Here is a 20,342-nt window from a genome sequence, read left to right on the forward strand (position 1 = left end):
CATGCGCGTGCTGCGCCACCTCACGACGCGCCACCGCACGCTGGCCACCAACCGCACGCTGGGGCTGATGCTGGCCTTCAACGCCGGGGCGATGAACGCCGGCGGCTTCATGGCGGTGCACATGTACACCTCGCACATGACGGGCTTCCTGGCCACCCTGGCCGACAGCCTGGTGGTCGGCGAATTCGCGCTGGTGCTGGCGGCCGTGGGCGCGCTGTGGGCCTTCATGTCCGGCGCCGGCACCACGGCCATCCTGGTCAACTGGGCACGCCAACAGCATCTGGAGGGCACCTGGGCGCTGCCGCTACTGCTGGAAGCCGTATTGATGCTGATGTTCGGCCTGCTGGGCGCGGCCCTGCAGCAGTGGCCCACGCCGTTCGCCGTGCCGCTCACGGTGCTGCTGCTGGCCTTCATGATGGGGCTGCAGAACGCCGTGGTCACCAAGATGAGCTCGGCGCAGATCCGCACCACGCACATGACGGGCGTGGTCACCGACCTGGGGATCGAGCTGGGCAGGATGCTGTACTGGAACCGCCGCGGCACGCCCCCCGCGGCAGGTGTACGCGCCAACCACGGGCGCGCGCGGCTCTTCGCCAGCCTGCTGGGGCTGTTCCTGGTGGGTGGCGTGGTGGGCGCTGCCGGCTTCAAGCACGTGGGTTTCGTGTGGGTGGTGCCCCAGGCCGCGCTGCTGCTGGCCTTGTCGCTGCCGCCTCTGCTGGCCGACCTTCGCCGCACCGCGCGGCTCCGAGACTGAACTGATACCTGAGCGATACACACCATGCAGACCACGCTAGCCCCCCAATACGCCGGTACGCCCGAAGGGCAGGAGGCCGAGGCCATCCTGCGCAAGTGCGTGCACTGCGGCTTTTGCACCGCCACCTGCCCCACCTACCAGCTGCTGGGCGACGAGCTGGACGGCCCGCGCGGACGCATCTACCTCATCAAGCAGGTGCTGGAGGGCGAGCAGCCCACGCGCAAGACGCAGCTGCACCTGGACCGGTGCCTGACCTGCCGCAACTGCGAGAGCACCTGCCCCAGCGGCGTGCAGTACGGCCACCTGGTGGACATCGGCCGCAAGATCGTCGACGAGCAGGTGCCGCGCCCGTTCCCCGAGCGCGCCGTGCGCTGGATGCTCAAGGAGGGCCTGCCCTCGCCGCTGTTCGGCCCGGCCATGAAGGCCGGCCAGGCCGTGCGCGGCCTGCTGCCGGCGCGCCTGCGCGAGAAGGTGCCGACCGCTTCCTCGCCCGAGCAGCGTGCCCGCCCCTGGCCCACGCGCAGCCACGCGCGCAAGGTGCTGATGCTGGCCGGCTGCGTGCAGCCGGCCATGGCGCCCAATATCAACGCCGCCACGGCGCGCGTGCTGGACGCGGCCGGCATCGAGTGCGTCATCGCCCGCGAGGCCGGCTGCTGCGGCGCCGTCAAATTCCACATGAACGACCAGGACGGCGGCCTGGCGCAGATGCGTGCCAACGTCGACGCCTGGTGGCCCTACATCGAGCGTGCCGAGATCGAGGCGCTGGTTATCAACGCCTCGGGCTGCGGCGTCACCGTCAAGGAGTACGGCCATCTGCTGCGGCACGACGCGCAGTACGCCGAGCGCGCCGCCCGCATCAGCGCCCTGGCGCGCGACCTCTCCGAGCTGCTGCCCGACCTGGTGGCGCAGCTCCAGGGCCGCGTGCACCCGCCCGCTGCGCCGCTGGCCTACCACCCGCCCTGCACGCTGCAGCACGGCCAGAAGCTGCGTGGCGGCGTCGAGCGCGGCCTGGGCGCCCTGGGCTTCACGCTGCGCCTGGCGCGGGTCGAGTCGCACCTGTGCTGCGGCTCGGCCGGCACCTATTCGGTGCTCAACCCCGAGCTGTCGCACCAGCTGCGCGACCGCAAGCTGGGCGCCCTGGGCGAGGTCTTCGCCGACCAGCCGCCGGCGGCCATCCTGTCGGGCAACGTGGGCTGCATACAGCACCTGCAAAGCGGCACCGAGACGCCCGTGCGCCACTGGATCGAGGTGCTGGACGACGCCCTGGCCGAGCCCGGCGCCCCCGCCTGACCGGCACGGCCCGCCGCCGGCGGGTGCTGGCATGATGGCGGGTTCCGTCCGCTTCGCCGCATCCGCGATGCGGCGCTTTTTCTTGCAGCCATGACCGATCCCGTAAACGCCCCTTCCGCACCCGAAGCCTCTCCCGCACCCGCGCCGCAAGAAGGCCAGCAGCGGCCCGCCCGGCGGGGCCGCCGCGGCGCAGGCGCGCCCGGCGCGCAGCAGCAGGGCGCCGCCGCGGCGCCGCGCCGCACCCATCCGCTGCTGGAGCAGCTGGCCCAGTGGCACCCGCAGCTGTTCGGCGCGCAGCCGCTACCGCTCAAGCGCGGCATCTTCCACGACCTGCTGGCGGCCCACGAAGAGATCGACAAGGACGCGCTCAAGCTGGCGCTGGCCATCCATACGCGCTCCACGCGCTACCTCAACGTGGTGGCCAACGGCCAGCAGCGCCACGACCTGTCGGGCCAGCCCGTGGAAGCCATGGCGCCCGAGCACGTGCACCACGCCCTGCTGGAAGTGTTCCGCCGGCGCAAGCCGCGCGATGGCGAGGACCTGACGGCCAAGCTGCGCCGGCGCATCGCCCAGGCCTTCGAGGCCAGCGGCCTGACGCGCGAGGCCTACGACGCCCTGGCGCGCGGGCGCGACGACAAGGCCAACGCCCTGCTGGACGAGGCCTTTGCCGAGGTTGCCGAGCGCGACGCCCGCGCCGAGGCGCTGCTGCGCGCCTTCGAAGCCAGCGGCGCCACGCCCGAGCACTTCGCCGACATGTACGGCATGGACCGCCGCCAGGTCACCCAGCAGCTGGCCCGCGCACGCCGCCTGCGCGAGGCAGCGCAAGGCCCGGCGAGCGAGGCTCCGGCCGCGGGCTGATCAGCTCTGCCCGGCGCGGCCGGGCGCTCTGCTATTGCGTACCCGCGCCTGCGGCGCCGCCCTGGCCCGAGGCCGCACCGCCGGTCTGCGGGTTGCCCGACGTCGTGCCAGCCGCTCCGGGGCTGCCGGACGTGGTGCCGGTCGTGCTCGGGCTGCTGGAGCCTACCCCTCCCGCAGCATTGCTGCCGGCTGGCGGGCCGGAGGCGCCGGCGTCTGCCGTGCCCGGGCCCATCAGGGGTGGCGAGCTGGTGCTGGCGCCGGCCGGGTTGACTTCGGCACGCTCGCCCTGGGTAGGCGCAGGTACGGGTGTGGCGTCGCCCTGCGCAGGACTGCGGTTGCCCTCCGACGGCGTGGCCGGGTCCGATGGCAGGGCGGGTGGCTGCTGGGCGGCCGGCGCAGCCGCCTGGGGAGTGGCCGGTTCGCTGCCGGGCATATCGCGCAGCGCCGGCTGGTTGGTGATGGGTGGCGTGTGGTCGTTGCGCTGGCAGCCGGTGAGGGCAGCGGCGCCGGCCACGGCCAGGGCGATGCACAGGCGCGTGCCGGTGAGAGGGAAGGCAGAGGGCATGGAAACGCTCCTGTCAGGGGATGGGGACACTCCCGCGCATCCTGACGGCGCGCCGCGGCGTTGCCGGGTGCCTGGGTCGACGGAGCGCGTCGGCCCGGGCCGCCAGCGGCTGTAGGTCAGGGGTGTCAGCGTCGCCGCGCCGCTGCCAGGGCCGCACCGATGACCAGCGCGCCGCCCAGCAGCGTGCGCAGCGAGGGCTCGCTGCTGCCCGCCAGCATGGACGACACGCTGGCGAACGCCACCTCCGAGAGCATGACCACCGCCGTGGTGCCCGCCGCCAGGCGTGCCGCGCCGTACTGCAGCGCCCAGTTGCCGGCCAGCAGCAGCAGCGTCAGCACGGTGGCCACGCCGGCCCAGGCGATGTCGAACGGCGGAAAGGCCGGCACCTGGCCCAGCGCGTGGCCGGCCGCGGCGGCGGCCAGCGCCATCAGCGTGCAGCCGGTGAACATGGCCAGCATGCGCGCCTGGGCCTCCACGGCTTGCAGCCGGCGCAGCAGCACGTTGGTCAGCGCGAACATGAAGCCGCCCAGCAGGGCCAGCACGTCCGCCAGGCCCAGGGCCGCGCCCAGCCGGGCGGCGCCGCCGGCCGGCCACAGCACCAGCAGCACGCCGGCGAAGGCTACGAGCAGGCGCGCCAGCGCGGCGCGCGTGGGCCGCTCGCCCAGGATGCGCCAGGCCAGCAGCACGGCCCACGCGGGCATCAGATAGAACAGCAGGATGACGCGCACCACGTCGCCGATGGAGATCGCCCAGTTGAAGGCCACGTTGTTCAGCCCCGAGCTGAAGGCCAGGAGCGCCAGCGTCGGCACGGCGCGCACCTGGCGCCACACGCCGGAGCGCAGCGCGCTGAAGCCCAGCACGATGGCGGCGTACATCAGCGCCGTGGCCCACAGCGGGTGCAGCCCGGCGCCCAGCATCTGCCGGAACGGCCACCAGGCCAGACCCCAGATCAGGGCGTTGGTCAGCAGGGCCAGGACGGGCAGGGGGGGATGCATGCGAAAAACGGCTCCAGCCCTTGTGCGTCAAGCGCTGACAGCTATGAAAACAGGAGTTGCGCGGGGGTCAGTGGTGGTCGCTGCGCGCGATCTTCAGCAGCTGCTCCATCTCCTGGGCATGGCAGCGCGTGTTGTAGCGGTGCCAGCGCCCTATCAGCGCCATGACCACGGCCACCACCAGGCCGAAGATGGTGATGGCGCCAAAGGCCGACAGGCCGAACTTGGTGGACAGGCTGTAGAACGCCCCCATGCCCAGGATGGCCGCCTGCTCGTTGAAGTTCTGCACGGCGATGGAGCGGCCCGCGCCCATCAGGTTGTGACCGCGGTGCTGCAGCAGGGCGTTCATCGGCACCACCAGGAAGCCGCCCAGCCCGCCCAGGATGATCAGGAAGGGGATGGCCAGCCAGATGCTGTGGATGACGTTCATCAGCATCACGAACACGCCCATGGCGATGCCCAGCGGGATGACGCGGGTGGCGGTGTCCAGGCGCATGCGCATGGACGCCAGCACCGCGCCGACGGCCGTGCCGATGGCCACCACGCCGACCAGGGCCGAGGCCTGGGTGACGCCGTAGCCTAAGGCGGCGGCGCTCCAGGCCAGCACGATGTAGCGCAGGTTGCCCGACACGCCCCAGAACAGGGTGGTGGTGGACAGCGAGATCTGCCCCAGGCGGTCGCGCCACAGGCGGCTGTTGCAGGTCCAGAAGTCGGGCAGCAGCGCCAGCGGGTTGCGTGGCATGGGGCGCATCTCCACGTCGGTGCGAGGGATGCGCAGGTTGAACCAGGCGGCCAGGCCGTAGATCGGCACCAGCGCCATGATGGCCGCCTCGGCCGGCATGGTGATGCCGAAGTCCAGCACCGGGAAGTCCAGCCCCAGCAGCACGCCCGACAAATGCGGCGCCACCAGCTGCCCGCCCAGCAGCACGCCGAGGATGATGGAGGCGATCGTCAGCCCCTCGATCCAGCCGTTGGCCTGCACCAGCTGGGACGCCGGCAGCAGCTCGGTCAGGATGCCGTACTTGGCCGGTGAATACGCCGCCGCGCCCAGGCCGACTACGGCGTAGGCCAGCAGCGGGTGCGAGCCGTAGAGCATCATCAGGCAGCCCACCATCTTGATGGCGTTGCTCAGCAGCATGACGCGGCCCTTGGGCTGGGAGTCGGCGAACGCGCCGACAAAGGGCGCCAGCACCACGTAGAACAGCGCGAACATGGGCACCAGGGCGGCGCGCTGCCACTCGGGAGCGCCGCTGGTGCGCAGCAGTTCAACCGCGGTCACGAACAAGGCATTGTCGGCCAGCGAGCTGAAAAACTGCGCCGACATGATGGTGTAGAAACCGCGCTTCATCGGGGGGCGAGAAAACCATCAGCAGCGCTGATGGTCATTGAAAAGTCCAAACACTCCGGGGAGCGACGGGCGGTTATAGCACGCAGGCTGCGGGGGGCGATGCCAGAATAGGACGCGTTTTCCCCTCTGTACGAGCTGCCATGCCGCGCCCCATCCAAGCCACCATCCACCCTGCGGCGCTGCGCGCCAACCTGGAGCGGGCGCGCCGCGCCGCGCCGGACGCGCGTGTCTGGGCGGTGGTCAAGGCCAATGCCTACGGCCACGGCATCGAGCGCGTCTGGGGTGCGCTGCGCGGGGCCGACGGCATCGCCCTGCTGGACCTGGACGAGGCCGAGCGCGTGCGCCAACTGGGCTGGCGCGGCCCCATCCTGCTGCTGGAAGGCGTGTTCGAGCCGCGCGACCTGGAGCTGTGCTCGCGCCTGTCGCTGTGGCATGCCGTGCACTGCGACGCGCAGATCGACTGGCTGTCGGCGCACAAGACGCACGCGCCGCACCGCGTCTTCCTGAAGATGAACTCCGGCATGAACCGCCTGGGCTTCAGGCCCGAGCGTTTTCGCGCCGCCTGGGCGCGCCTGTCGGCGCTGCCGCAGGTCGAGGAAATTTCGCTGATGACGCACTTCTCCGACGCCGACGGCCCGCGCGGCATCGCCCACCAGCTGGCCGCCTTCCAGGCCGCCACCGAGGACTTGCCGGGCGAGCGCAGCATCTGCAACAGCGCCGCCCTGCTGCGCCACGGCCTGCAGGCCGACGTGCGTCTGGACTGGGTGCGCGCCGGCATCGCCCTGTATGGCGGCGCCCCCGACCACCCGCAGCGCACGGCTTCGGACTGGGGCCTGCAGCCGGCCATGACGCTGGCCTCGCGCCTCATCGGCGTGCAGCAGCTGAGCGAGGGCGAGACCGTGGGCTACGGCTCGCGCTTTGCCGCGCCCGGCGCCATGGCCATCGGCGTGGTGGCCTGCGGCTACGCCGACGGCTATCCGCGCCACGCGCCCACCGGAACGCCGGTGCTGGTGGATGGGGTGCGCACCCGGGTCGTGGGCCGGGTCAGCATGGACATGCTGGCGGTGGATCTGACGCCCGTGCCCGACGCCGCCATCGGTAGCGAGGTGACGCTGTGGGGCCGCGGCCCCGGCGGCGCCGTGCTGCCGGTGGACGAGGTGGCCGAGGCCGCCGGCACCATTGGCTACGAGCTGATGTGCGCTGTGGCGCCACGTGTTCCGGTAGCCGTTGAGCCGGACTGAAAGCGCTCGCCGCCGGCCAGCCCTTTTTGGCCCTTTTTTCAAAAGGGTCTTTGCTTGTTTTGCATCAAAAGGCGCCCCTGGGTCTTCCCGAACAATGCAGTTGCAGTGCCAGACGCTGCTGCAACAAAAACACATTGGTGGAGTGCCCATGCGAAGCAACAAGACCCCGTCCCTCATTCCCCTCATGCGCCTGACGCTGGGCTCCGCGGTTGCCGCGGCACTGCTGGCCGCCACGGCGGCGCGTGCCGCCGAGCCGGTGCAGCCCATCGAGCCGCCCAAGGCCGTGAACGCCGCGCAGGCCGAGCTGGGCAAGAAGCTGTGGTTCGACCCGCGCCTGTCGCGCTCGGGCTTCATCTCCTGCAACTCGTGCCACAACCTGAGCATGGGCGGCTCGGACAACCTGAAGACCTCCATCGGCCACAACTGGCAAAAGGGCCCGATCAACTCGCCCACGGTGCTCAACTCCAGCCTGAACATGGCCCAGTTCTGGGACGGGCGCGCCAAGGACCTGCGCGAGCAGGCCGGCGGCCCCATCGCCAACCCGGGCGAGATGGCCTTCACGCACGAACTGGCGGTGGACATGCTGCGCTCCATCCCGCAGTACGTGGCCGAGTTCAAGCAGGTCTTCGGCACCGACAAGCTGTCCATCGCCGAGGTCACCACGGCGATTGCCGCCTTCGAGGAGACGCTGGTCACTCCCAATGCGCGTTTCGACCAGTGGCTCAAGGGCAACAAGCAGGCCATCAACGACCAGGAGCTGCGCGGCTGGCAGCTGTTCAAGAGCGCCGGATGCGTGGCCTGCCACAACGGCCCCAACCTGGGCGGCACGTCGTTCCAGAAGATGGGCCTGGTCGAGCCCTACAAGACCGACAACCCGGCCGAGGGGCGCTTCGCCGTCACCGGCAACGACGCCGAGCGCTTCAACTTCAAGGTGCCGACGCTGCGCAACGTGGAGCTGACCTATCCCTACTTCCACGACGGCGCCGCCGACACGCTGGCGCAGGCGGTGGACACCATGGGCCGCATTCAACTGGGCAAGACCTTCACGGCCCAGGAGAACGCCGACATCGTCGCCTTCCTGAAGACGCTGACCGGCGACCAGCCCCAGCTGGTCATGCCCATCCTGCCGCCCTCGAGCGACAAGACCCAGCGCCCCCGGCCCTTCGACTGAGAAAAGCGGTCCGGCGGAAAAATGAAAGCCGGCTGCGCCTGCGGGCGTGGCCTTGACAGGTCGGTGCCCTCGCCCGGCTCCGGCCTTTTTTTGGGTCGCTAGCTCCTCAAATAGGAGCTGCCAGCGCTTGTCCTGCAAGGGATGAGGGCCAATTTGGCTGCAATTTTCGAGGCGGCCCGTCAGCCGCCCGCGGCGGGCGCGGTGGCGGCCGATGGGGCTGGCACGGGCGGCGCGGTGGGCTTGAGCGGACGGTCGGCCGGGCGGGGGTCGCAGGCCGACAGGGCCAGCGCCGCGGCGGCCGCCATCAGCGCGGCTGCCAGCTTGGAAGAGGCGGGGAGCGGCATGGTCGGACAAGGCAAAAGGGCTTGCAGCCATGGTAGGCGCGCCGCCGCAAGGGCGCGGGTAGGATGGGGCCGACAGCCCTGCGCACCCGTTCCACTCCTCATTTCATGGCCAAGGAAAAAACCCTCTACACCTGCACCGAGTGCGCCACCACCAGCCCGCGCTGGCTGGGCAAATGCCCGGGCTGCGGGGCCTGGAACACGCTGATCGAGACCCTCCCCGAGGCGGCGGGCGCCGGCAAGAACCGCCTGAGCACGCCGCAGTACGCCGGCCTGGCGCAGGCCCAGGCCGTGGCGCCGCTGTCCAGCATCGAGGCCACCGAGGTGGTGCGCACGCCCACCGGGCTGGAGGAGTTAGACCGCGTGCTGGGCGGTGGCGTGGTCGAGGGCGGCGTGGTGCTGATCGGCGGTGACCCGGGCATCGGCAAATCCACGCTGCTGCTGCAGGCGCTGGACGCGCTGCAGCGCGCCCACCTGCCCACGCTGTATGTGACGGGCGAGGAAAGCGGCGCCCAGGTGGCCCTGCGCTCGCGCCGGCTGGGCCTGGAGGGCAGCCAAGTCAATGTGCTGGCCGAGATCCAGCTGGAGAAAATCCTGGCCACGGTGCAGGCCACGCAGCCGGCGGTGTGCGTGATCGACTCCATCCAGACCATGTACTCCGACCAGCTGACCAGCGCGCCGGGCTCGGTGGCGCAGGTGCGCGAGTGCGCCGCGCACCTGACGCGCCTGGCGAAGGCCACGGGCATCGCCATCGTCCTGGTGGGCCACGTGACCAAGGAGGGGGCACTGGCCGGTCCGCGCGTGCTGGAGCACATGGTGGACACGGTGCTGTACTTCGAGGGCGACACGCACAGCGCCTTCCGCCTGGTGCGGGCCATCAAGAACCGCTTCGGCGCCGTCAACGAGATCGGCGTGTTCGCCATGACGGAAAAGGGCCTCAAGGGCGTGGCCAACCCCAGCGCCATCTTCCTGTCGCAGCACAGCGAGCCGGTGCCCGGCAGCTGCGTGCTGGTCACGCTGGAGGGCACGCGGCCCCTGCTGGTGGAGATCCAGGCGTTGGTGGACAGCGGCGGGCCCAGCCCGCGGCGGCTGTCCGTGGGCCTGGAGCGCGACCGCCTGGCCATGCTGCTGGCGGTGCTGCACCGCCACGCGGGCATCGCGTCGGCCGACCAGGACGTGTTCGTGAACGCCGTGGGCGGCGTGCGCATCAGCGAGCCGGCGGCCGACCTGGCGGTGCTGCTGTCCATCACCTCCAGCCTGCGTGCGCGCGCGCTCCCCAAGGGCTTCATCGCCTTCGGCGAGGTGGGCCTGGCCGGCGAGGTGCGTCCGGCCCCGCGCGGGCAGGAGCGCCTGAAGGAGGCCGCGAAACTGGGCTTCACCGTGGCCGTGGTGCCCAAGGCCAATGCGCCCAAGAAGCCCATCCCCGGCCTGACCATCCACGCCGTGGAGCGCGTGGAAGAGGCCATGCAGGCGGTGCGCGAACTGGCCTGAGCACGAATGAGGAAGGGCGGCGTCTACGCAGCAGCCACAGTGCGCAGCGGCCCGCCAGCAGGGACAATGCGCGCCATGAATCTGCGCAACGTCGCCATTCCCATCGTTCTCATCGTGGTGCTGTTTGCCGGCTGGCGTGCCTGGGGCCTGCAGGGCCTGCTGGTGGTGGGCGGCGGCGTGCTCATGTGGGGCCTGCTGCACCTCACGCGGCTGATGAACGTGATGCAAAAGGCCTCCAGGAACCCCATCGGCCACGTGGGCAGCGCCGTGATGCTCAACGCCAAGCTCAAGCCCGGCGTCAACCTGATGCACGTGGTGGCCATCACGCGCTCGCTGGGCCAGCAGCTGTCCGTGGAAGGCGGCGAACCCGAAATCTACCTGTGGAAGGACGCCAGCGGCTCACAGGTAACGTGCGAATTCATGCACGGGCGGCTGAAGCGCTGGCAGCTGGAACGGCCCACGCGCGCGGACGGAACGTAAAATTGCCGGTTTCCCGGGCCGCGCGGCCCGGCGTTCTCTTCCGAGTGACAAAGGATTCCCATGAGCCCCGTAGTACCTTCGCTGGCCGACCGTGACGGCAAGATCTGGATGGACGGCCAGATGGTGGACTGGCGCGACGCCAAGATCCACGTGCTGACCCACACGCTGCACTACGGCTGCGGCGCCTTCGAAGGCGTGCGCGCCTACGAGACGGCTGACGGGACGGCCATCTTCCGCCTGCAGGAGCACACCCAGCGCCTGTTCAACAGCGCCAAGATCCTGCGCATGGCCATGCCGTTCTCGCAGGACGAAATCAACGAGGCGCAGCGCGCCGTGGTGCGCGAGAACAACCTGTCCTCGTGCTACCTGCGCCCCCTGGTGTGGATCGGCTCGGAAAAGCTCGGCGTGTCGCCCAAGGGCAACCGGATCCACGTCATGGTCGCGGCCTGGGCCTGGGGCGCCTACCTGGGCGAGGAAGGCATGAAGCGCGGCATCCGCGTCAAGACCAGCAGCTACACCCGCCACCACGTCAACATCACCATGACGCAGGCCAAGACGGTGTCCAACTACACCAACTCCATCCTGGCCAACATGGAGGCCCTGGACGACGGCTACGACGAGGCGCTGCTGCTGGACGCCTCGGGTTTCGTTTCCGAGGGCGCGGGCGAGAACATCTTCGTCGTCAAGGATGGACGCATCTACACCCCCGACCTGTCGGCCGGCGCCCTGAACGGCATCACGCGCAACACGGTGCTGCACATAGCCCAGGACCTGGGCCTGGAGCTGGTGCAAAAGCGCATCACGCGCGACGAGGTCTACATCGCCGATGAGGCCTTCTTCACCGGCACGGCGGCCGAGGTCACCCCGATCCGCGAGCTGGACCGCATCCAGATCGGCGCGGGCAGCCGGGGGCCTGTCACCGAGAAGGTGCAAAACGCGTTCTTCGACATCGTCAATGGCCGCAATCCCAAGTACGCCCAGTGGCTCACCAAGGTCTGAACGCCATGACGCAAGAAGCTGTCGTTGAATTGCTGGCCCGCGACCTGCTGCGCGGCAACGGCGTTTACTGCCCGAATCCCCACGCGGAGATGAAGCTGTGGAACAGCCACCCGCGCATCTACCTGGACGTGGCCCACACCGGTGAGGCCAAGTGCCCGTATTGCGGCACGGTCTACCGGCTCAAGGCGGGCGAGGTGGTGTCCGGCGGACACTGAGGGCCGGCGCCCGCGCTGCACCACAGGCACGTTGAACAATTCGGCGCAAACCATGCCGGCGCAGCCTGCGGGCAGGCCGCTGCGGGTGCTGCATTTCGTCACTGGCGGCTTCTCTGGCGCGACCCAGGTGGCGGTCGACCTGTGCCTGGCGGCGCGGGAGGACGCGGGGCTGCAGACACTGCTGGTGCTGCGTCGCAAGCGGGGCACCACCGAGCAGCGGGTGCAGGCGCTGCGCGCGCAGGGCCTGCAGGTGCAGGTGGTCTCCAACTGGCTGCATGCGCTCACCGTCTGGCAGCTGCGCCGCGTGATCCGTGCGTGGCGCCCGGACGTCGTCTTCGCCCATGGCTTCAGCGACCACATCTGGGGCCGGCAGGCCGCCGCGGCCGAGGGTGTGCCGCACATCTTCCACGTGGAACACAACGCGCGCGAGCGCTACACGCCGCACCGCCTGCGCCAGGCGCTGGCACTGGCCCCGCACACGCGCGCCAGCATCGGCGTGTCCGAAGGCGTGCGCGCCAGCCTGGTCGAGCGCGGATTCGCGCCGCGGCAGTGCATCGCCATCCCCAACGGCATCGCCCTGGAGCGCTTCCCGGACGCACTGCTGCCCGCGCGCTGGCAGGGCCGTGCGCCTGCCATCCTCATGGCCTCGCGCTTTGCCCGGCAAAAGGACCACGCCACGCTGATCCGCGCCCTGGCCTTGCTGCGCCAGCGCGGCCTGGCGCCGGCGCTGTACCTGGCCGGCGGCGGCAGCCGGCGGCTGCAGCGCCAGGCACAGGCACTCGTGCGCCGGCTGGGGCTGAGCGATCAGGTGCACTTTCTGGGCAGCGTGTCCGACCTGCCGCAGCGGCTGGCGACCACGCAGGTGTTCGCCCTGTCCACCCGCTGGGAGGGCATGCCGCTGGCGCTGGTGGAGGCCATGGCCGCCGGCTGCGCCTGCGTGGGTTCCGACGTGGTGGGCGTGCGCGAGGTCATCGCGCACGGCAGCACCGGCCTGCTGGTGCCGCCGCAGGATGCCGCTGCCCTGGCCGATGCACTGCAGCAGTTGTTGAAAGACGCCGCCCTGGCCCAGCGCCTGGGCCAGGCCGCACGCCTGCAGGCGCTGCGCGAACATGGCCATGAACTGATGTGGCAGCGCTACCGCGCGCTGCTCGAACCGAAAGCACTCGAATCATGAAGGGCCACTGGACCGTTCCCGCCCTGGCGCCGCAGCTGACCACGCTGGCGGCCTTCCTGCTGCCGGCATTGGCGCTGTGGGTGCCTTCGGGCTATTCCTACGCAGCGGCGCTGCTGCTGCTGGGGGCGCTGGGTTGTGCGCCCTGGTGGCTGGGCCGCCGCCCGGACCGGGACACGCTGGGCCTGGCGCTGCTGCTGTGCGCCATGGGCTTCATGTGGTTCCTGCTGTCGCTGGACAGCGGCTTCGCGCGCGCCGACAAGGGCCTGAAGTGGCTGCTGGGCGTGCCCTGCCTGCTGTTTCTGACCACCTTCGCGCCCCGACCGCAGGCCTTCTTCGCCGGGCTGCCCATCGGCTGCATCGGCATGGGCCTGCTGGCGCTGTGGCAGGCCTGGGCGCAGGGCATGGAGCGGGCCACCGGCTTCACCAATGCCATCCAGTGGGGCAACGTGGCCCTGCTGCTGGGCTGCATGAACGCGGTACAGCTGGTGGTCTTCTGGCGCCAGCACGGCTGGGCGTGGCGCTCGCTCATGGCCCTGGCCGTGGGCCTGGCGCTGTGCGCCTCGCTGCTGTCGCAGTCGCGCGGGGGCTGGGTGGCGCTGGCGGCGCTCATTCCCATGGCGCTGCTGCTGGCCTGGCGCATTCGGCGCCGACTGTTCGGCCGGCTGCTGGCCGGGTCCGTGGTGCTGGTGGCGGTGCTGGCGGTGCTGCTGGCCACGGCCCCGCGCCTGCGCGAGCGCGTCGACCTGGCCGCGCTGGAGGTCAAGAGCTTCGTCGAACACGGCCAGGAGGACACCTCGGTCGGCCTGCGCCTGACGCAGTACCGGCTGGTGGCCGAGCTGATCCCGCAAAAGCCCTGGCTGGGCTGGGGCGCACACGGCTACGTCGACGAGGTGCAGCGACGCGTGGACCGCGGCGAGCTGGCGGCCGAGATGACGCGCTACCCCCAGGTGCACAACGACCTGCTGGACGTCTGGGTCAAGGTCGGCTTTGTCGGGCTGCTGCTGCAGCTGGCGCTCTACGGCTGGGCGCTGCGATTGTTCTGGCCGGGCGCCCGCCGGCTGCAGCTGCATGCCGAAGACACGCCGCCCTGGCGTGACGCGCTGGCGCTGCGCATCATGGGCAGCGTGCTGGTGGTGGCCTACGTGGTGTTCGGCATGTCCCAGCCGTTCTTCAACCACAACAGCGGCATCATGACCTTCGTCTTCTACGTGGCGGTGCTGTGGGCCGCGCTGCGGGGCGTGGAGGCGCGGCGCTGATGGCCGCCTGCTGGCTCAGCATCCTGGTGCCGGTCTACAACGTCCGGCCCTGGCTGCTGGAATGCCTGCAGTCCGTCATGGAGCAGACTGCGCCCGGCGACGGCGTGCAGGTGCTGGCGCTGGACGACTGCTCCACCGACGGGTGCGGCGAGCTGCTGCAGGAGCTGGCACTGCGCTGGCCCGGCCGGCTGCAACTGCTGCGGCACGAGCGCAACGCCGGCCTGAGCGCCGCGCGCAACACGCTGCTCGAGGCGGCTCAGGGTGAATACCTGTGGTTCCTGGACTCCGACGACCGCCTGCTGCCTGGCGCCGTGGCCGGGCTGCGCGCCATCGTGCAGGCCTACGGGCCCGACGTGGTGCTGTGCGACTTCGCCCTGCTGCGCGAGCGCACGCGGCTCAAGCACCGGCTGCGCGGCGAGGGTCACCGGCGCAGCTTCTGCGGCCCGGCGCGACGGCTGGTGCGCGACCGCTGCGCACTGCTGGCCGGCCTGCTGGACACCGGCCAGCTGCATGCCTGGTCCAAGATTTCGCGCCGCGCTCTGTGGACGGACGACCTGCGCTTTCCGGCCGGCCGCTATTTCGAGGACATGGCGACCATGCCGCTGCTGGCCCTGCGCGCGGCCAGCTTCTATTACCAGCCCAGCCCCTGGGTGGCCTATCGCCAGCGCGCCAGCAGCATCCTGGCCACCATGACGCCGGCCAAGGCGCTGGACCAGTCCGCCGCGCTGGCGCCGCTGGCCCAGGCGCTGCGCGACACCGAGTGCGCTAGCGACCCCCGGGTGCAGCGGGCGCTGGCACACCAGGCGGCGCGCTGCCTGGCCGGGGCCATGCGCTACCTGTGCCGCCAGGGCTGCGCCGCCGACTGGGGTGAGCCGCCCACTGCAGCGGCGCAGCGCCTGCGCGAGAATTTCCTGCGCATTTCGCCGCTGGCACCCCAGGCGCTGGCGCGAGACTGGCTGCTGCGCGGCTGGTGGCTGCGCCGGCAGCGCCTGCTGCGCTGGTTCAACGCCCGGCCAGGTGCCTGACTCCAAGGACGCCGCAATCGCCATGAAACGCCGCAAGACTTCGTTCGAAAAATGGTTCTCCTTCAACCGCCACCGTCGGCGCTTCGGCGCCGCCGCAGTGGCCGCGCAGCAGAGCGAGGACTGGCAGGCGCTGAAGGACGCGCTGGTGCCCGGCGGCCCGCAGGGCGGCGAACCCAGCTACGCCCATGGCGCCTCGACCGACCTGAGCGAGCACCTGCGGCGCCTGCAGGGCGAGTTCGCCGGCCAGCCGCAGCTGCTGTATCAGCACGCCCAGCTGATCGTGCTGATCCGCCGCGAGGCCGACGTGGCCGGCAATTACCAGCGCCTGGAGCGCATGTGGCTGGCCGAGACCGACTTCCTGCGCACACGGCTGGACCTGCGCTGGCTGGTTGCCGCCTGCGACACCTTCATCGACCACGCCGCTGACCCGGTGCTGCGCGCCGTGGCCATGAACGGCCCGCTGCTGGTCAACACCATCAAGCTGCAGGAGACCGAGCGCTACCTGCAGGCCGCGCACGGCCTGAGCGACCGTCCCGATGCGCTGCAGGCCCTGCACAGCCACCGCGTCGGGCTGTTCGACGGGCTGACGGCCTTCATCGCCGGCACCGACGACACGCTGCGCAACATGCGCTGGCGCCTGGGCGACGTGTGTGCGCTGCATCCCCTGGGCGCGCTGGTGCTGGAGATCTTCGATCGCCTGCAGCGCGCGGGCAACGACAACGTGTACCTGCGCTTTCGCCAGCGCCACACCCGCGAGCGCACGCGCTGGTGGGATGGTGATTGACAGTCAAATAGGGCTCTAGCGCCCACCAGTCAAGCGCGAGCAGCTACTGAAAGCATAGCGTCCGGCGTGCCGCCGCGGCATTCCCAGCGCCAGGCGTCGGCCACGATGGTCTGCAGGTCCGCGCGGCGCGGCTGCCAGCCCAGCACCGAGCGCGCCCGTGCCGCATCGGCCACCAGCCGGGCCGGATCGCCCGGGCGGCGCGCGCCCTCCTGTACGGCAATCTCCCGCCCCGTCACCCGCTGCGCGGTGTCGATCACCTGCTGCACCGAATAGCCGTCGCCGTTGCCCAGGTTGAAGGCGCCGCCCGCGCCGCCTGCGGCCAGGTGCTGCAGCGCCAGCCAGTGCGCCTCGGCCAGGTCCATGACGTGCACGTAGTCACGGATGCAGGTGCCGTCCGGCGTGTCGTAGTCGCGCCCGAAGACGCTCACGTGCGCCCTGCGACCGGCGGCGGCCTGAAGCACCAGCGGGATCAGGTGTGTCTCGGGCTCGTGGCGCTCGCCCAGCAGGCCCAGCGGATGCGCGCCGGCGGCATTGAAGTAGCGCAGGCTGACGGAGCGCAGGCCGTACGCGGCGGCGTAGTCGGCCAGCACCTGCTCGACCATCCACTTGGTACGGCCGTAGGGGTTGATGGGCGCGCAGGGGTGGTCCTCGCCGATTGGGATGCGCAGCGGTTCGCCAAAGACCGCCGCGGTGGAGGAGAACACGAATTGCCGCACGCCGTGGGCACGCATGGCCTCCAGCAGCGCCAGCGTGCGGGCGACGTTGTTCACGTAGTACTTCGCCGGGTCGGCCACCGACTCGCCCACCTGGATGCTCGAGGCGAAGTGCATCACGGCGTCGAAGGGCCGGGCGGACAGCACGCGGTCCAGCAGCGCGCGGTCGGCCATGTCGCCCTCCACCAGTTCGCCGTGCAGCACGGCGTCGCGGTGCCCGGCGCTCAGGTTGTCCAGCACCACCACCTGCAGGCCGCGCTGGCCCAGCAGCCACACCATGTGCGAGCCGATGTAGCCGGCGCCGCCGACGACCAGGATGTTCTTCATTGCTTGCTCGCTCCCGCGCGGCGCGCCGGTCAAAGGGACGATTGTCAGGCCTGGATTCAAGCGGCCAGGGCAGCAAGCGCGGCGCGCCACTCGCCAGCCAGCGTCTGCACCAGCTCCGCGGCTGGCAGCGCCCGCGCCAGCGCCACGCCCTGGCCGGCCCACAGAGACAGGTGGTCGGCCCGTCCCTGCGCGGCCGCGGCGCGGCGCAGCGCGCCGGTCAGGGCGTTTTGCACCGGGTAGGCGGGCAGCTCGGCCTCGTGCGCATCCAGTCGCTCCATCATGGTGTTGACGATGCCGCGCGCCGGGCGGCCCGAATAGGCGCGGGTGATGCGCGTGTCGCTGCCTTGGGCCTGGGCCATGGCCGCGCGCTGGGCGACGCCGATGGCCGACTCCGGGCAGGCCAGGAAGGCGGTGCCCATCTGCACCGCCTGAGCGCCCAGAGCCTGGGCGGCAGCGATGCCGCGCCCGTCCATGATGCCGCCGGCGGCGATCACGGGGATGTCCAGGGCATCCACGCAGGCCGGCACCAGGGCCATGGTGCCGATCTGGCTGCTGCTTCCCAGGTCCAGAAAGCTGCCGCGGTGCCCGCCGCCCTCCATGCCCGAGGCGCAAACCGCGTCCACCCCCACCTCGGCCCAGGCGCGCGCCTCGGCCACGGTGGTGGCGGTGCCGATGACGAAGCTGCCGGCCTCGGACTTCACACGCGCCACCTGCGCCGCCGTCAGCAGCCCGAAGGTGAAGCTGGCCACGGCCGGGCGCTCGGCGATCAGGGCCTCGAACTGGGCGCCGAAATCCTCGCACCAGCGGGTGGGTGGCTCGGGCGCGGCCAGGCCCAGGTCGGCGTACAGCGGCGCCAGGCGCTCAATGGCGGCGCGCACCGTGGCCGCGTCGGGCGAGGGCGTCTGCAGCACGAACAGGTTCATGCCGAAGGGCCGGCCGGTGGCGGCGCGCACGGCGGCCGCCGCCTCGTGCATGGCCTGCGGTGAGCGCATGCCGCAGCCCAACATGCCCAGCCCGCCGGCCTCGGACACGGCCACCGCCAGCTGCGGCGTGTCCGAGCCGGTCATGGGCCCCTGGATGATGGGCAGGGCGATGGACAGGCGTTCGAGCAGGACGTTGGCAGTGGGCATGACAGGCTCCTAGGCAGTTTCAGGCAAGAGAAGAGGGCAGCGCATCCGGGCGCAGCGCCTGCAGCAGCGCGGCCAGCGCCGGCGTGTCGTAGCCGGGGCGGTGCACCAGCACGGTCTCGCACTCGCCCAGGTCCAGCCATTGCAGAGGCGGCGGCGTGCGCAGCAGCTCGCGTACCGACTGCGGCACCACGCCGGCGCAGCGCCCGGCAGCCACGCAGGCCAGGATGGTGGCGTAGGAGGCCAGCTCCAGCACGCGCGGCGCGCGGCCCAGGGCGTGGTGCATCCAGTCCTCGCCGATGCGCCGGTAGGTGCAGCCGCGGGCAAAGGCGGCCAGCGTGTCCAGCTGCAACTGTCCCGGCCCGCTCACGGGCGGGTGGCCGGCGGGCAGGGCCAGCAGCAGGCGTTCGGTGAAGACAGTGGTGCGCGCCAGGGGCACGTCGGCGTCCTCCAGCCCGGGCGGGGGCCAGGCCAGCAGGGCGCAGTCCAGGCGATGGGCCAGCACGTCGTCGGCCAGCGGGCGCGAGGAGCCGGTGCGTAGCTCCAGCAGCAGCTGGGGCCACTGGGCGTGCAGCCGCGCCAGGGGACCGGGCAGGCGGGCAGCGGCGGTGCTCTCCATGGCGCCCAGGCGCAGGCGGCCGCTGGGCCGGTCCGAGCACACGGCCTGGCGCGCCTCCTCGGCCAGCGCCAGCAGCCGCTCGGCATAGCCGGCCAGGCGCTGGCCGGCGGGTGTCAGCACCATGCCGCGGCCCTCGCGCACGAACAGGGCGCAGCCCAGCGATTCCTCCAGCTGCTGCACGCGCGTGGTCACGTTGGACTGCGCGCGCTGCAGCCGCTCGGCGGCGCGGGTAGCGCTGCCCTCCTGAGCCACGGCGGCGAAGATTTCCAGCGCGATCAGGTCCATGTGTCGAATCCGTTTGTGAGATGATTATTAGATAAATCAATCTTAAAACAGTATGGACGCCGCAAGCATTGAAGGGCCGTCGTTTCGCCATCAGCCGCGCGCTGTGGCGCTGACCGGGCTGCTGTCCCTGGCCGTGGCCATGGGCGTGGGGCGCTTTGCCTTCACGCCGCTGCTGCCCATGATGCTGTCCGACGGCGTGATCACGCTGGCCGGTGGCAGCTGGCTGGCCACGGTCAACTACATCGGCTACCTGCTCGGAGCGCTGGCCTGCATGGCCCTGCCCTGGCTGGCCCCGGGGTGGTATGCGCGCTGGCATCCGGCGCGGCTGGCGCGCGCGGGTTTGGTGGCCACGGTGCTGCTGACGGTGGCCATGGCGCTGCCGCTGCCCGGCAGCTGGCCCCTGCTGCGCTTTGCCGCCGGGGTGGCCAGCGCCTTCGTGCTGCTCAACGTGGCCTCCTGGTGCATGGTGCGCCTGACGGTGCTGGGCCGGCCGGCGCTGGGCGCGCTGATCTTCTGCGGCCCGGGGGTGGGCATTGCGCTGACCGGCTTCATGACCAGCGCCATGGTGGCCGCGCACTGGCGCGCGGCGGCCGGCTGGGCCGCCTTCGGTGCGCTGGCGGTGCTGCTGTGCGCCCTGGTCTGGCCGGTGCTGCAGGGGCGGGCGGCGCCAGCGGGTAGCCACGCACCGGCCGCGGGAGCGGCGCGGCCGGCGGCCAGCGGCGCGGCGCGGGCGCTGCACGCCATCGCCTACGGCCTGGCGGGGCTGGGCTACATCATCACCGCCACCTTTCTGCCGGTGATCGCGCGCGGCGCGCTGCCGGTGGGCTCGCCCTGGCCCGACCTGTTCTGGCCCATCTTCGGCGTGGCCGTGGCAGCGGGCGCGGCCCTGAGTTCGCGCGCCAGCGCGGCGTGGGACCGCCGCTGGCTGCTGGTGGGCGGCTACGCGATGCAGGCCCTGGGCATCGCCGTGGGACTGTGGTGGCCCACGCCCGAGGGCTTTGCCCTGGGCAGCGTGCTGCTGGGCCTGCCGTTCACGGCCATCACCTTCTTCGGCCTGCAGGAGGCGCGCCGCCTGTGGCCGGCCTCGGCCGACAGCTTCGCCAGCCTGGTGACGGCCGCCTACGGCCTGGGCCAGATCGCCGGTCCGCCCATGGCGGCCGCGCTGGTGGCCGCGGGCGGCGAGGCGGCGGGCTTTGCGCGCGCCCTGGCAATGGCCGCGGCGGCGCTGGCGCTGGGGGCGGGGATGTATGCGCTGTCGGCCTGGCGCTGGCCCGTGCGTACCTGAGA

21 protein-coding genes are annotated in these 20,342 nt (G+C 71.4%); 14 read left to right on the top strand and 7 right to left on the bottom strand.

Annotation, left to right across the window (positions count from 1 at the left end; all coding sequences use genetic code 11):
• Position 1 precedes the first annotated feature (1 nt).
• From RT282_RS14060 to RT282_RS14070, 3 genes are all read left to right on the top strand, one after another.
• Complete coding sequence (locus tag RT282_RS14060; RefSeq protein WP_313315154.1) at positions 2–754, top strand: YoaK family protein; 753 nt, start codon at positions 2–4, stop codon at positions 752–754.
• A gap of 24 nt (positions 755–778) precedes the next feature.
• The gene (gene glcF / locus RT282_RS14065; RefSeq protein ID WP_313315156.1) at positions 779–2,044 is read left to right on the top strand and encodes a glycolate oxidase subunit GlcF; all 1,266 of its coding nucleotides are present in this window, start codon (positions 779–781) and stop codon (positions 2,042–2,044) included.
• 90 nt (positions 2,045–2,134) lie between these two features.
• Positions 2,135–2,902 carry a ProQ/FINO family protein gene (locus tag RT282_RS14070; RefSeq protein WP_313315158.1) on the top strand — a complete coding sequence of 256 codons (768 nt, stop codon included), beginning with the start codon at positions 2,135–2,137 and terminating at the stop codon, positions 2,900–2,902.
• A gap of 31 nt (positions 2,903–2,933) precedes the next feature.
• Here RT282_RS14070 and RT282_RS14075 read toward each other — a convergent pair whose 3' ends face one another.
• The 3 genes from RT282_RS14075 to lplT form a co-directional block, all read right to left on the bottom strand.
• Positions 2,934–3,467, bottom strand: coding sequence for a hypothetical protein (locus RT282_RS14075; protein ID WP_313315159.1), 534 nt, complete (start codon positions 3,465–3,467; stop codon positions 2,934–2,936).
• 125 nt (positions 3,468–3,592) lie between these two features.
• On the bottom strand, positions 3,593–4,462 hold the full coding sequence (locus RT282_RS14080; protein ID WP_313315161.1) for a DMT family transporter: 870 nt from the start codon (positions 4,460–4,462) through the stop codon (positions 3,593–3,595).
• A gap of 67 nt (positions 4,463–4,529) precedes the next feature.
• Positions 4,530–5,807 (bottom strand): lysophospholipid transporter LplT, encoded by a 1,278-nt coding sequence (gene lplT / locus RT282_RS14085; protein ID WP_312304067.1) that lies wholly within the window; start codon positions 5,805–5,807, stop codon positions 4,530–4,532.
• Between the two features lie 140 nt (positions 5,808–5,947).
• Here lplT and alr point away from each other — a divergent pair, with 140 nt between their 5' ends.
• Positions 5,948–7,048 (top strand): alanine racemase, encoded by a 1,101-nt coding sequence (gene alr, locus RT282_RS14090; protein ID WP_313315165.1) that lies wholly within the window; start codon positions 5,948–5,950, stop codon positions 7,046–7,048.
• Between the two features lie 184 nt (positions 7,049–7,232).
• Complete coding sequence (locus tag RT282_RS14095; RefSeq protein WP_409519495.1) at positions 7,233–8,219, top strand: cytochrome-c peroxidase; 987 nt, start codon at positions 7,233–7,235, stop codon at positions 8,217–8,219.
• A 179-nt stretch (positions 8,220–8,398) separates the two neighbouring features.
• Here RT282_RS14095 and RT282_RS14100 read toward each other — a convergent pair whose 3' ends face one another.
• Positions 8,399–8,563 (bottom strand): hypothetical protein, encoded by a 165-nt coding sequence (locus tag RT282_RS14100; protein ID WP_313315168.1) that lies wholly within the window; start codon positions 8,561–8,563, stop codon positions 8,399–8,401.
• Positions 8,564–8,668: 105 nt separating this feature from the next.
• Between RT282_RS14100 and radA the strand changes: the two genes are divergently transcribed.
• The 8 genes from radA to RT282_RS14140 all read left to right on the top strand — a co-directional run bounded on the left by radA (position 8,669) and on the right by RT282_RS14140 (position 15,984).
• Entirely contained in the window at positions 8,669–10,051 is a 1,383-nt protein-coding gene (gene radA / locus RT282_RS14105; protein ID WP_313315171.1) for a DNA repair protein RadA, read from the top strand.
• A gap of 75 nt (positions 10,052–10,126) precedes the next feature.
• On the top strand, positions 10,127–10,531 hold the full coding sequence (locus RT282_RS14110) for a glycerate kinase (protein ID WP_313315173.1): 405 nt from the start codon (positions 10,127–10,129) through the stop codon (positions 10,529–10,531).
• A 60-nt stretch (positions 10,532–10,591) separates the two neighbouring features.
• A complete protein-coding gene (locus RT282_RS14115; protein ID WP_313315176.1) occupies positions 10,592–11,530 on the top strand; it encodes a branched-chain amino acid transaminase in 939 nt (312 codons plus the stop codon).
• 5 nt (positions 11,531–11,535) lie between these two features.
• Positions 11,536–11,745 (top strand): zinc-finger domain-containing protein, encoded by a 210-nt coding sequence (locus RT282_RS14120; RefSeq protein ID WP_312756393.1) that lies wholly within the window; start codon positions 11,536–11,538, stop codon positions 11,743–11,745.
• 52 nt (positions 11,746–11,797) lie between these two features.
• Positions 11,798–12,919, top strand: a complete 1,122-nt coding sequence (locus RT282_RS14125; RefSeq protein ID WP_312756395.1) for a glycosyltransferase — start codon at positions 11,798–11,800, stop codon at positions 12,917–12,919.
• Positions 12,916–14,175 (top strand): O-antigen ligase family protein, encoded by a 1,260-nt coding sequence (locus RT282_RS14130; RefSeq protein ID WP_313315180.1) that lies wholly within the window; start codon positions 12,916–12,918, stop codon positions 14,173–14,175. The genes RT282_RS14125 and RT282_RS14130 overlap by 4 nt, the downstream gene beginning before the upstream one ends.
• Complete coding sequence (locus RT282_RS14135; RefSeq protein WP_313315183.1) at positions 14,175–15,200, top strand: glycosyltransferase family 2 protein; 1,026 nt, start codon at positions 14,175–14,177, stop codon at positions 15,198–15,200. The genes RT282_RS14130 and RT282_RS14135 overlap by 1 nt, the downstream gene beginning before the upstream one ends.
• Before the next feature lie 22 nt (positions 15,201–15,222).
• On the top strand, positions 15,223–15,984 hold the full coding sequence (locus RT282_RS14140; protein ID WP_313315186.1) for a hypothetical protein: 762 nt from the start codon (positions 15,223–15,225) through the stop codon (positions 15,982–15,984).
• A 29-nt stretch (positions 15,985–16,013) separates the two neighbouring features.
• Here the strand turns inward: RT282_RS14140 and galE are convergent, their stop codons facing one another.
• The 3 genes from galE to RT282_RS14155 are packed head-to-tail and all read right to left on the bottom strand — an operon-like array spanning position 16,014 to position 19,055.
• On the bottom strand, positions 16,014–17,024 hold the full coding sequence (gene galE / locus RT282_RS14145; protein WP_313315189.1) for a UDP-glucose 4-epimerase GalE: 1,011 nt from the start codon (positions 17,022–17,024) through the stop codon (positions 16,014–16,016).
• Positions 17,025–17,080: 56 nt separating this feature from the next.
• Entirely contained in the window at positions 17,081–18,154 is a 1,074-nt protein-coding gene (locus tag RT282_RS14150) for a nitronate monooxygenase (RefSeq protein WP_313315190.1), read from the bottom strand.
• Positions 18,155–18,173: 19 nt separating this feature from the next.
• Complete coding sequence (locus RT282_RS14155; RefSeq protein WP_313315191.1) at positions 18,174–19,055, bottom strand: LysR family transcriptional regulator; 882 nt, start codon at positions 19,053–19,055, stop codon at positions 18,174–18,176.
• Positions 19,056–19,107: 52 nt separating this feature from the next.
• On the opposite strand from RT282_RS14155, the gene RT282_RS14160 reads away from it, so the two are divergent.
• Complete coding sequence (locus RT282_RS14160; RefSeq protein ID WP_313315193.1) at positions 19,108–20,340, top strand: YbfB/YjiJ family MFS transporter; 1,233 nt, start codon at positions 19,108–19,110, stop codon at positions 20,338–20,340.
• Positions 20,341–20,342 lie beyond the last annotated feature (2 nt).

The sequence above is a fragment of the Pulveribacter sp. genome, from assembly GCF_032079985.1.
Taxonomy (GTDB): domain Bacteria; phylum Pseudomonadota; class Gammaproteobacteria; order Burkholderiales; family Burkholderiaceae_C; genus Melaminivora.

Coding starts and splice junctions, on each gene's coding strand:
- RT282_RS14150 (WP_313315190.1), bottom strand. CDS start 18,154: ATGCCCACTGCCAACGTCCTGCTCGAACGCCTGTCCATCGCCCTGCCC.
- RT282_RS14115 (WP_313315176.1), top strand. CDS start 10,592: ATGAGCCCCGTAGTACCTTCGCTGGCCGACCGTGACGGCAAGATCTGG.
- RT282_RS14130 (WP_313315180.1), top strand. CDS start 12,916: ATGAAGGGCCACTGGACCGTTCCCGCCCTGGCGCCGCAGCTGACCACG.
- glcF (WP_313315156.1), top strand. CDS start 779: ATGCAGACCACGCTAGCCCCCCAATACGCCGGTACGCCCGAAGGGCAG.
- RT282_RS14070 (WP_313315158.1), top strand. CDS start 2,135: ATGACCGATCCCGTAAACGCCCCTTCCGCACCCGAAGCCTCTCCCGCA.
- galE (WP_313315189.1), bottom strand. CDS start 17,024: ATGAAGAACATCCTGGTCGTCGGCGGCGCCGGCTACATCGGCTCGCAC.
- RT282_RS14080 (WP_313315161.1), bottom strand. CDS start 4,462: ATGCATCCCCCCCTGCCCGTCCTGGCCCTGCTGACCAACGCCCTGATC.
- RT282_RS14100 (WP_313315168.1), bottom strand. CDS start 8,563: ATGCCGCTCCCCGCCTCTTCCAAGCTGGCAGCCGCGCTGATGGCGGCC.
- RT282_RS14140 (WP_313315186.1), top strand. CDS start 15,223: ATGAAACGCCGCAAGACTTCGTTCGAAAAATGGTTCTCCTTCAACCGC.
- RT282_RS14120 (WP_312756393.1), top strand. CDS start 11,536: ATGACGCAAGAAGCTGTCGTTGAATTGCTGGCCCGCGACCTGCTGCGC.
- RT282_RS14125 (WP_312756395.1), top strand. CDS start 11,798: ATGCCGGCGCAGCCTGCGGGCAGGCCGCTGCGGGTGCTGCATTTCGTC.
- RT282_RS14160 (WP_313315193.1), top strand. CDS start 19,108: ATGGACGCCGCAAGCATTGAAGGGCCGTCGTTTCGCCATCAGCCGCGC.
- RT282_RS14060 (WP_313315154.1), top strand. CDS start 2: ATGCGCGTGCTGCGCCACCTCACGACGCGCCACCGCACGCTGGCCACC.
- RT282_RS14155 (WP_313315191.1), bottom strand. CDS start 19,055: ATGGACCTGATCGCGCTGGAAATCTTCGCCGCCGTGGCTCAGGAGGGC.
- RT282_RS14095 (WP_409519495.1), top strand. CDS start 7,233: ATGCGCCTGACGCTGGGCTCCGCGGTTGCCGCGGCACTGCTGGCCGCC.
- lplT (WP_312304067.1), bottom strand. CDS start 5,807: ATGAAGCGCGGTTTCTACACCATCATGTCGGCGCAGTTTTTCAGCTCG.
- RT282_RS14135 (WP_313315183.1), top strand. CDS start 14,175: ATGGCCGCCTGCTGGCTCAGCATCCTGGTGCCGGTCTACAACGTCCGG.
- RT282_RS14075 (WP_313315159.1), bottom strand. CDS start 3,467: ATGCCCTCTGCCTTCCCTCTCACCGGCACGCGCCTGTGCATCGCCCTG.
- radA (WP_313315171.1), top strand. CDS start 8,669: ATGGCCAAGGAAAAAACCCTCTACACCTGCACCGAGTGCGCCACCACC.
- alr (WP_313315165.1), top strand. CDS start 5,948: ATGCCGCGCCCCATCCAAGCCACCATCCACCCTGCGGCGCTGCGCGCC.
- RT282_RS14110 (WP_313315173.1), top strand. CDS start 10,127: ATGAATCTGCGCAACGTCGCCATTCCCATCGTTCTCATCGTGGTGCTG.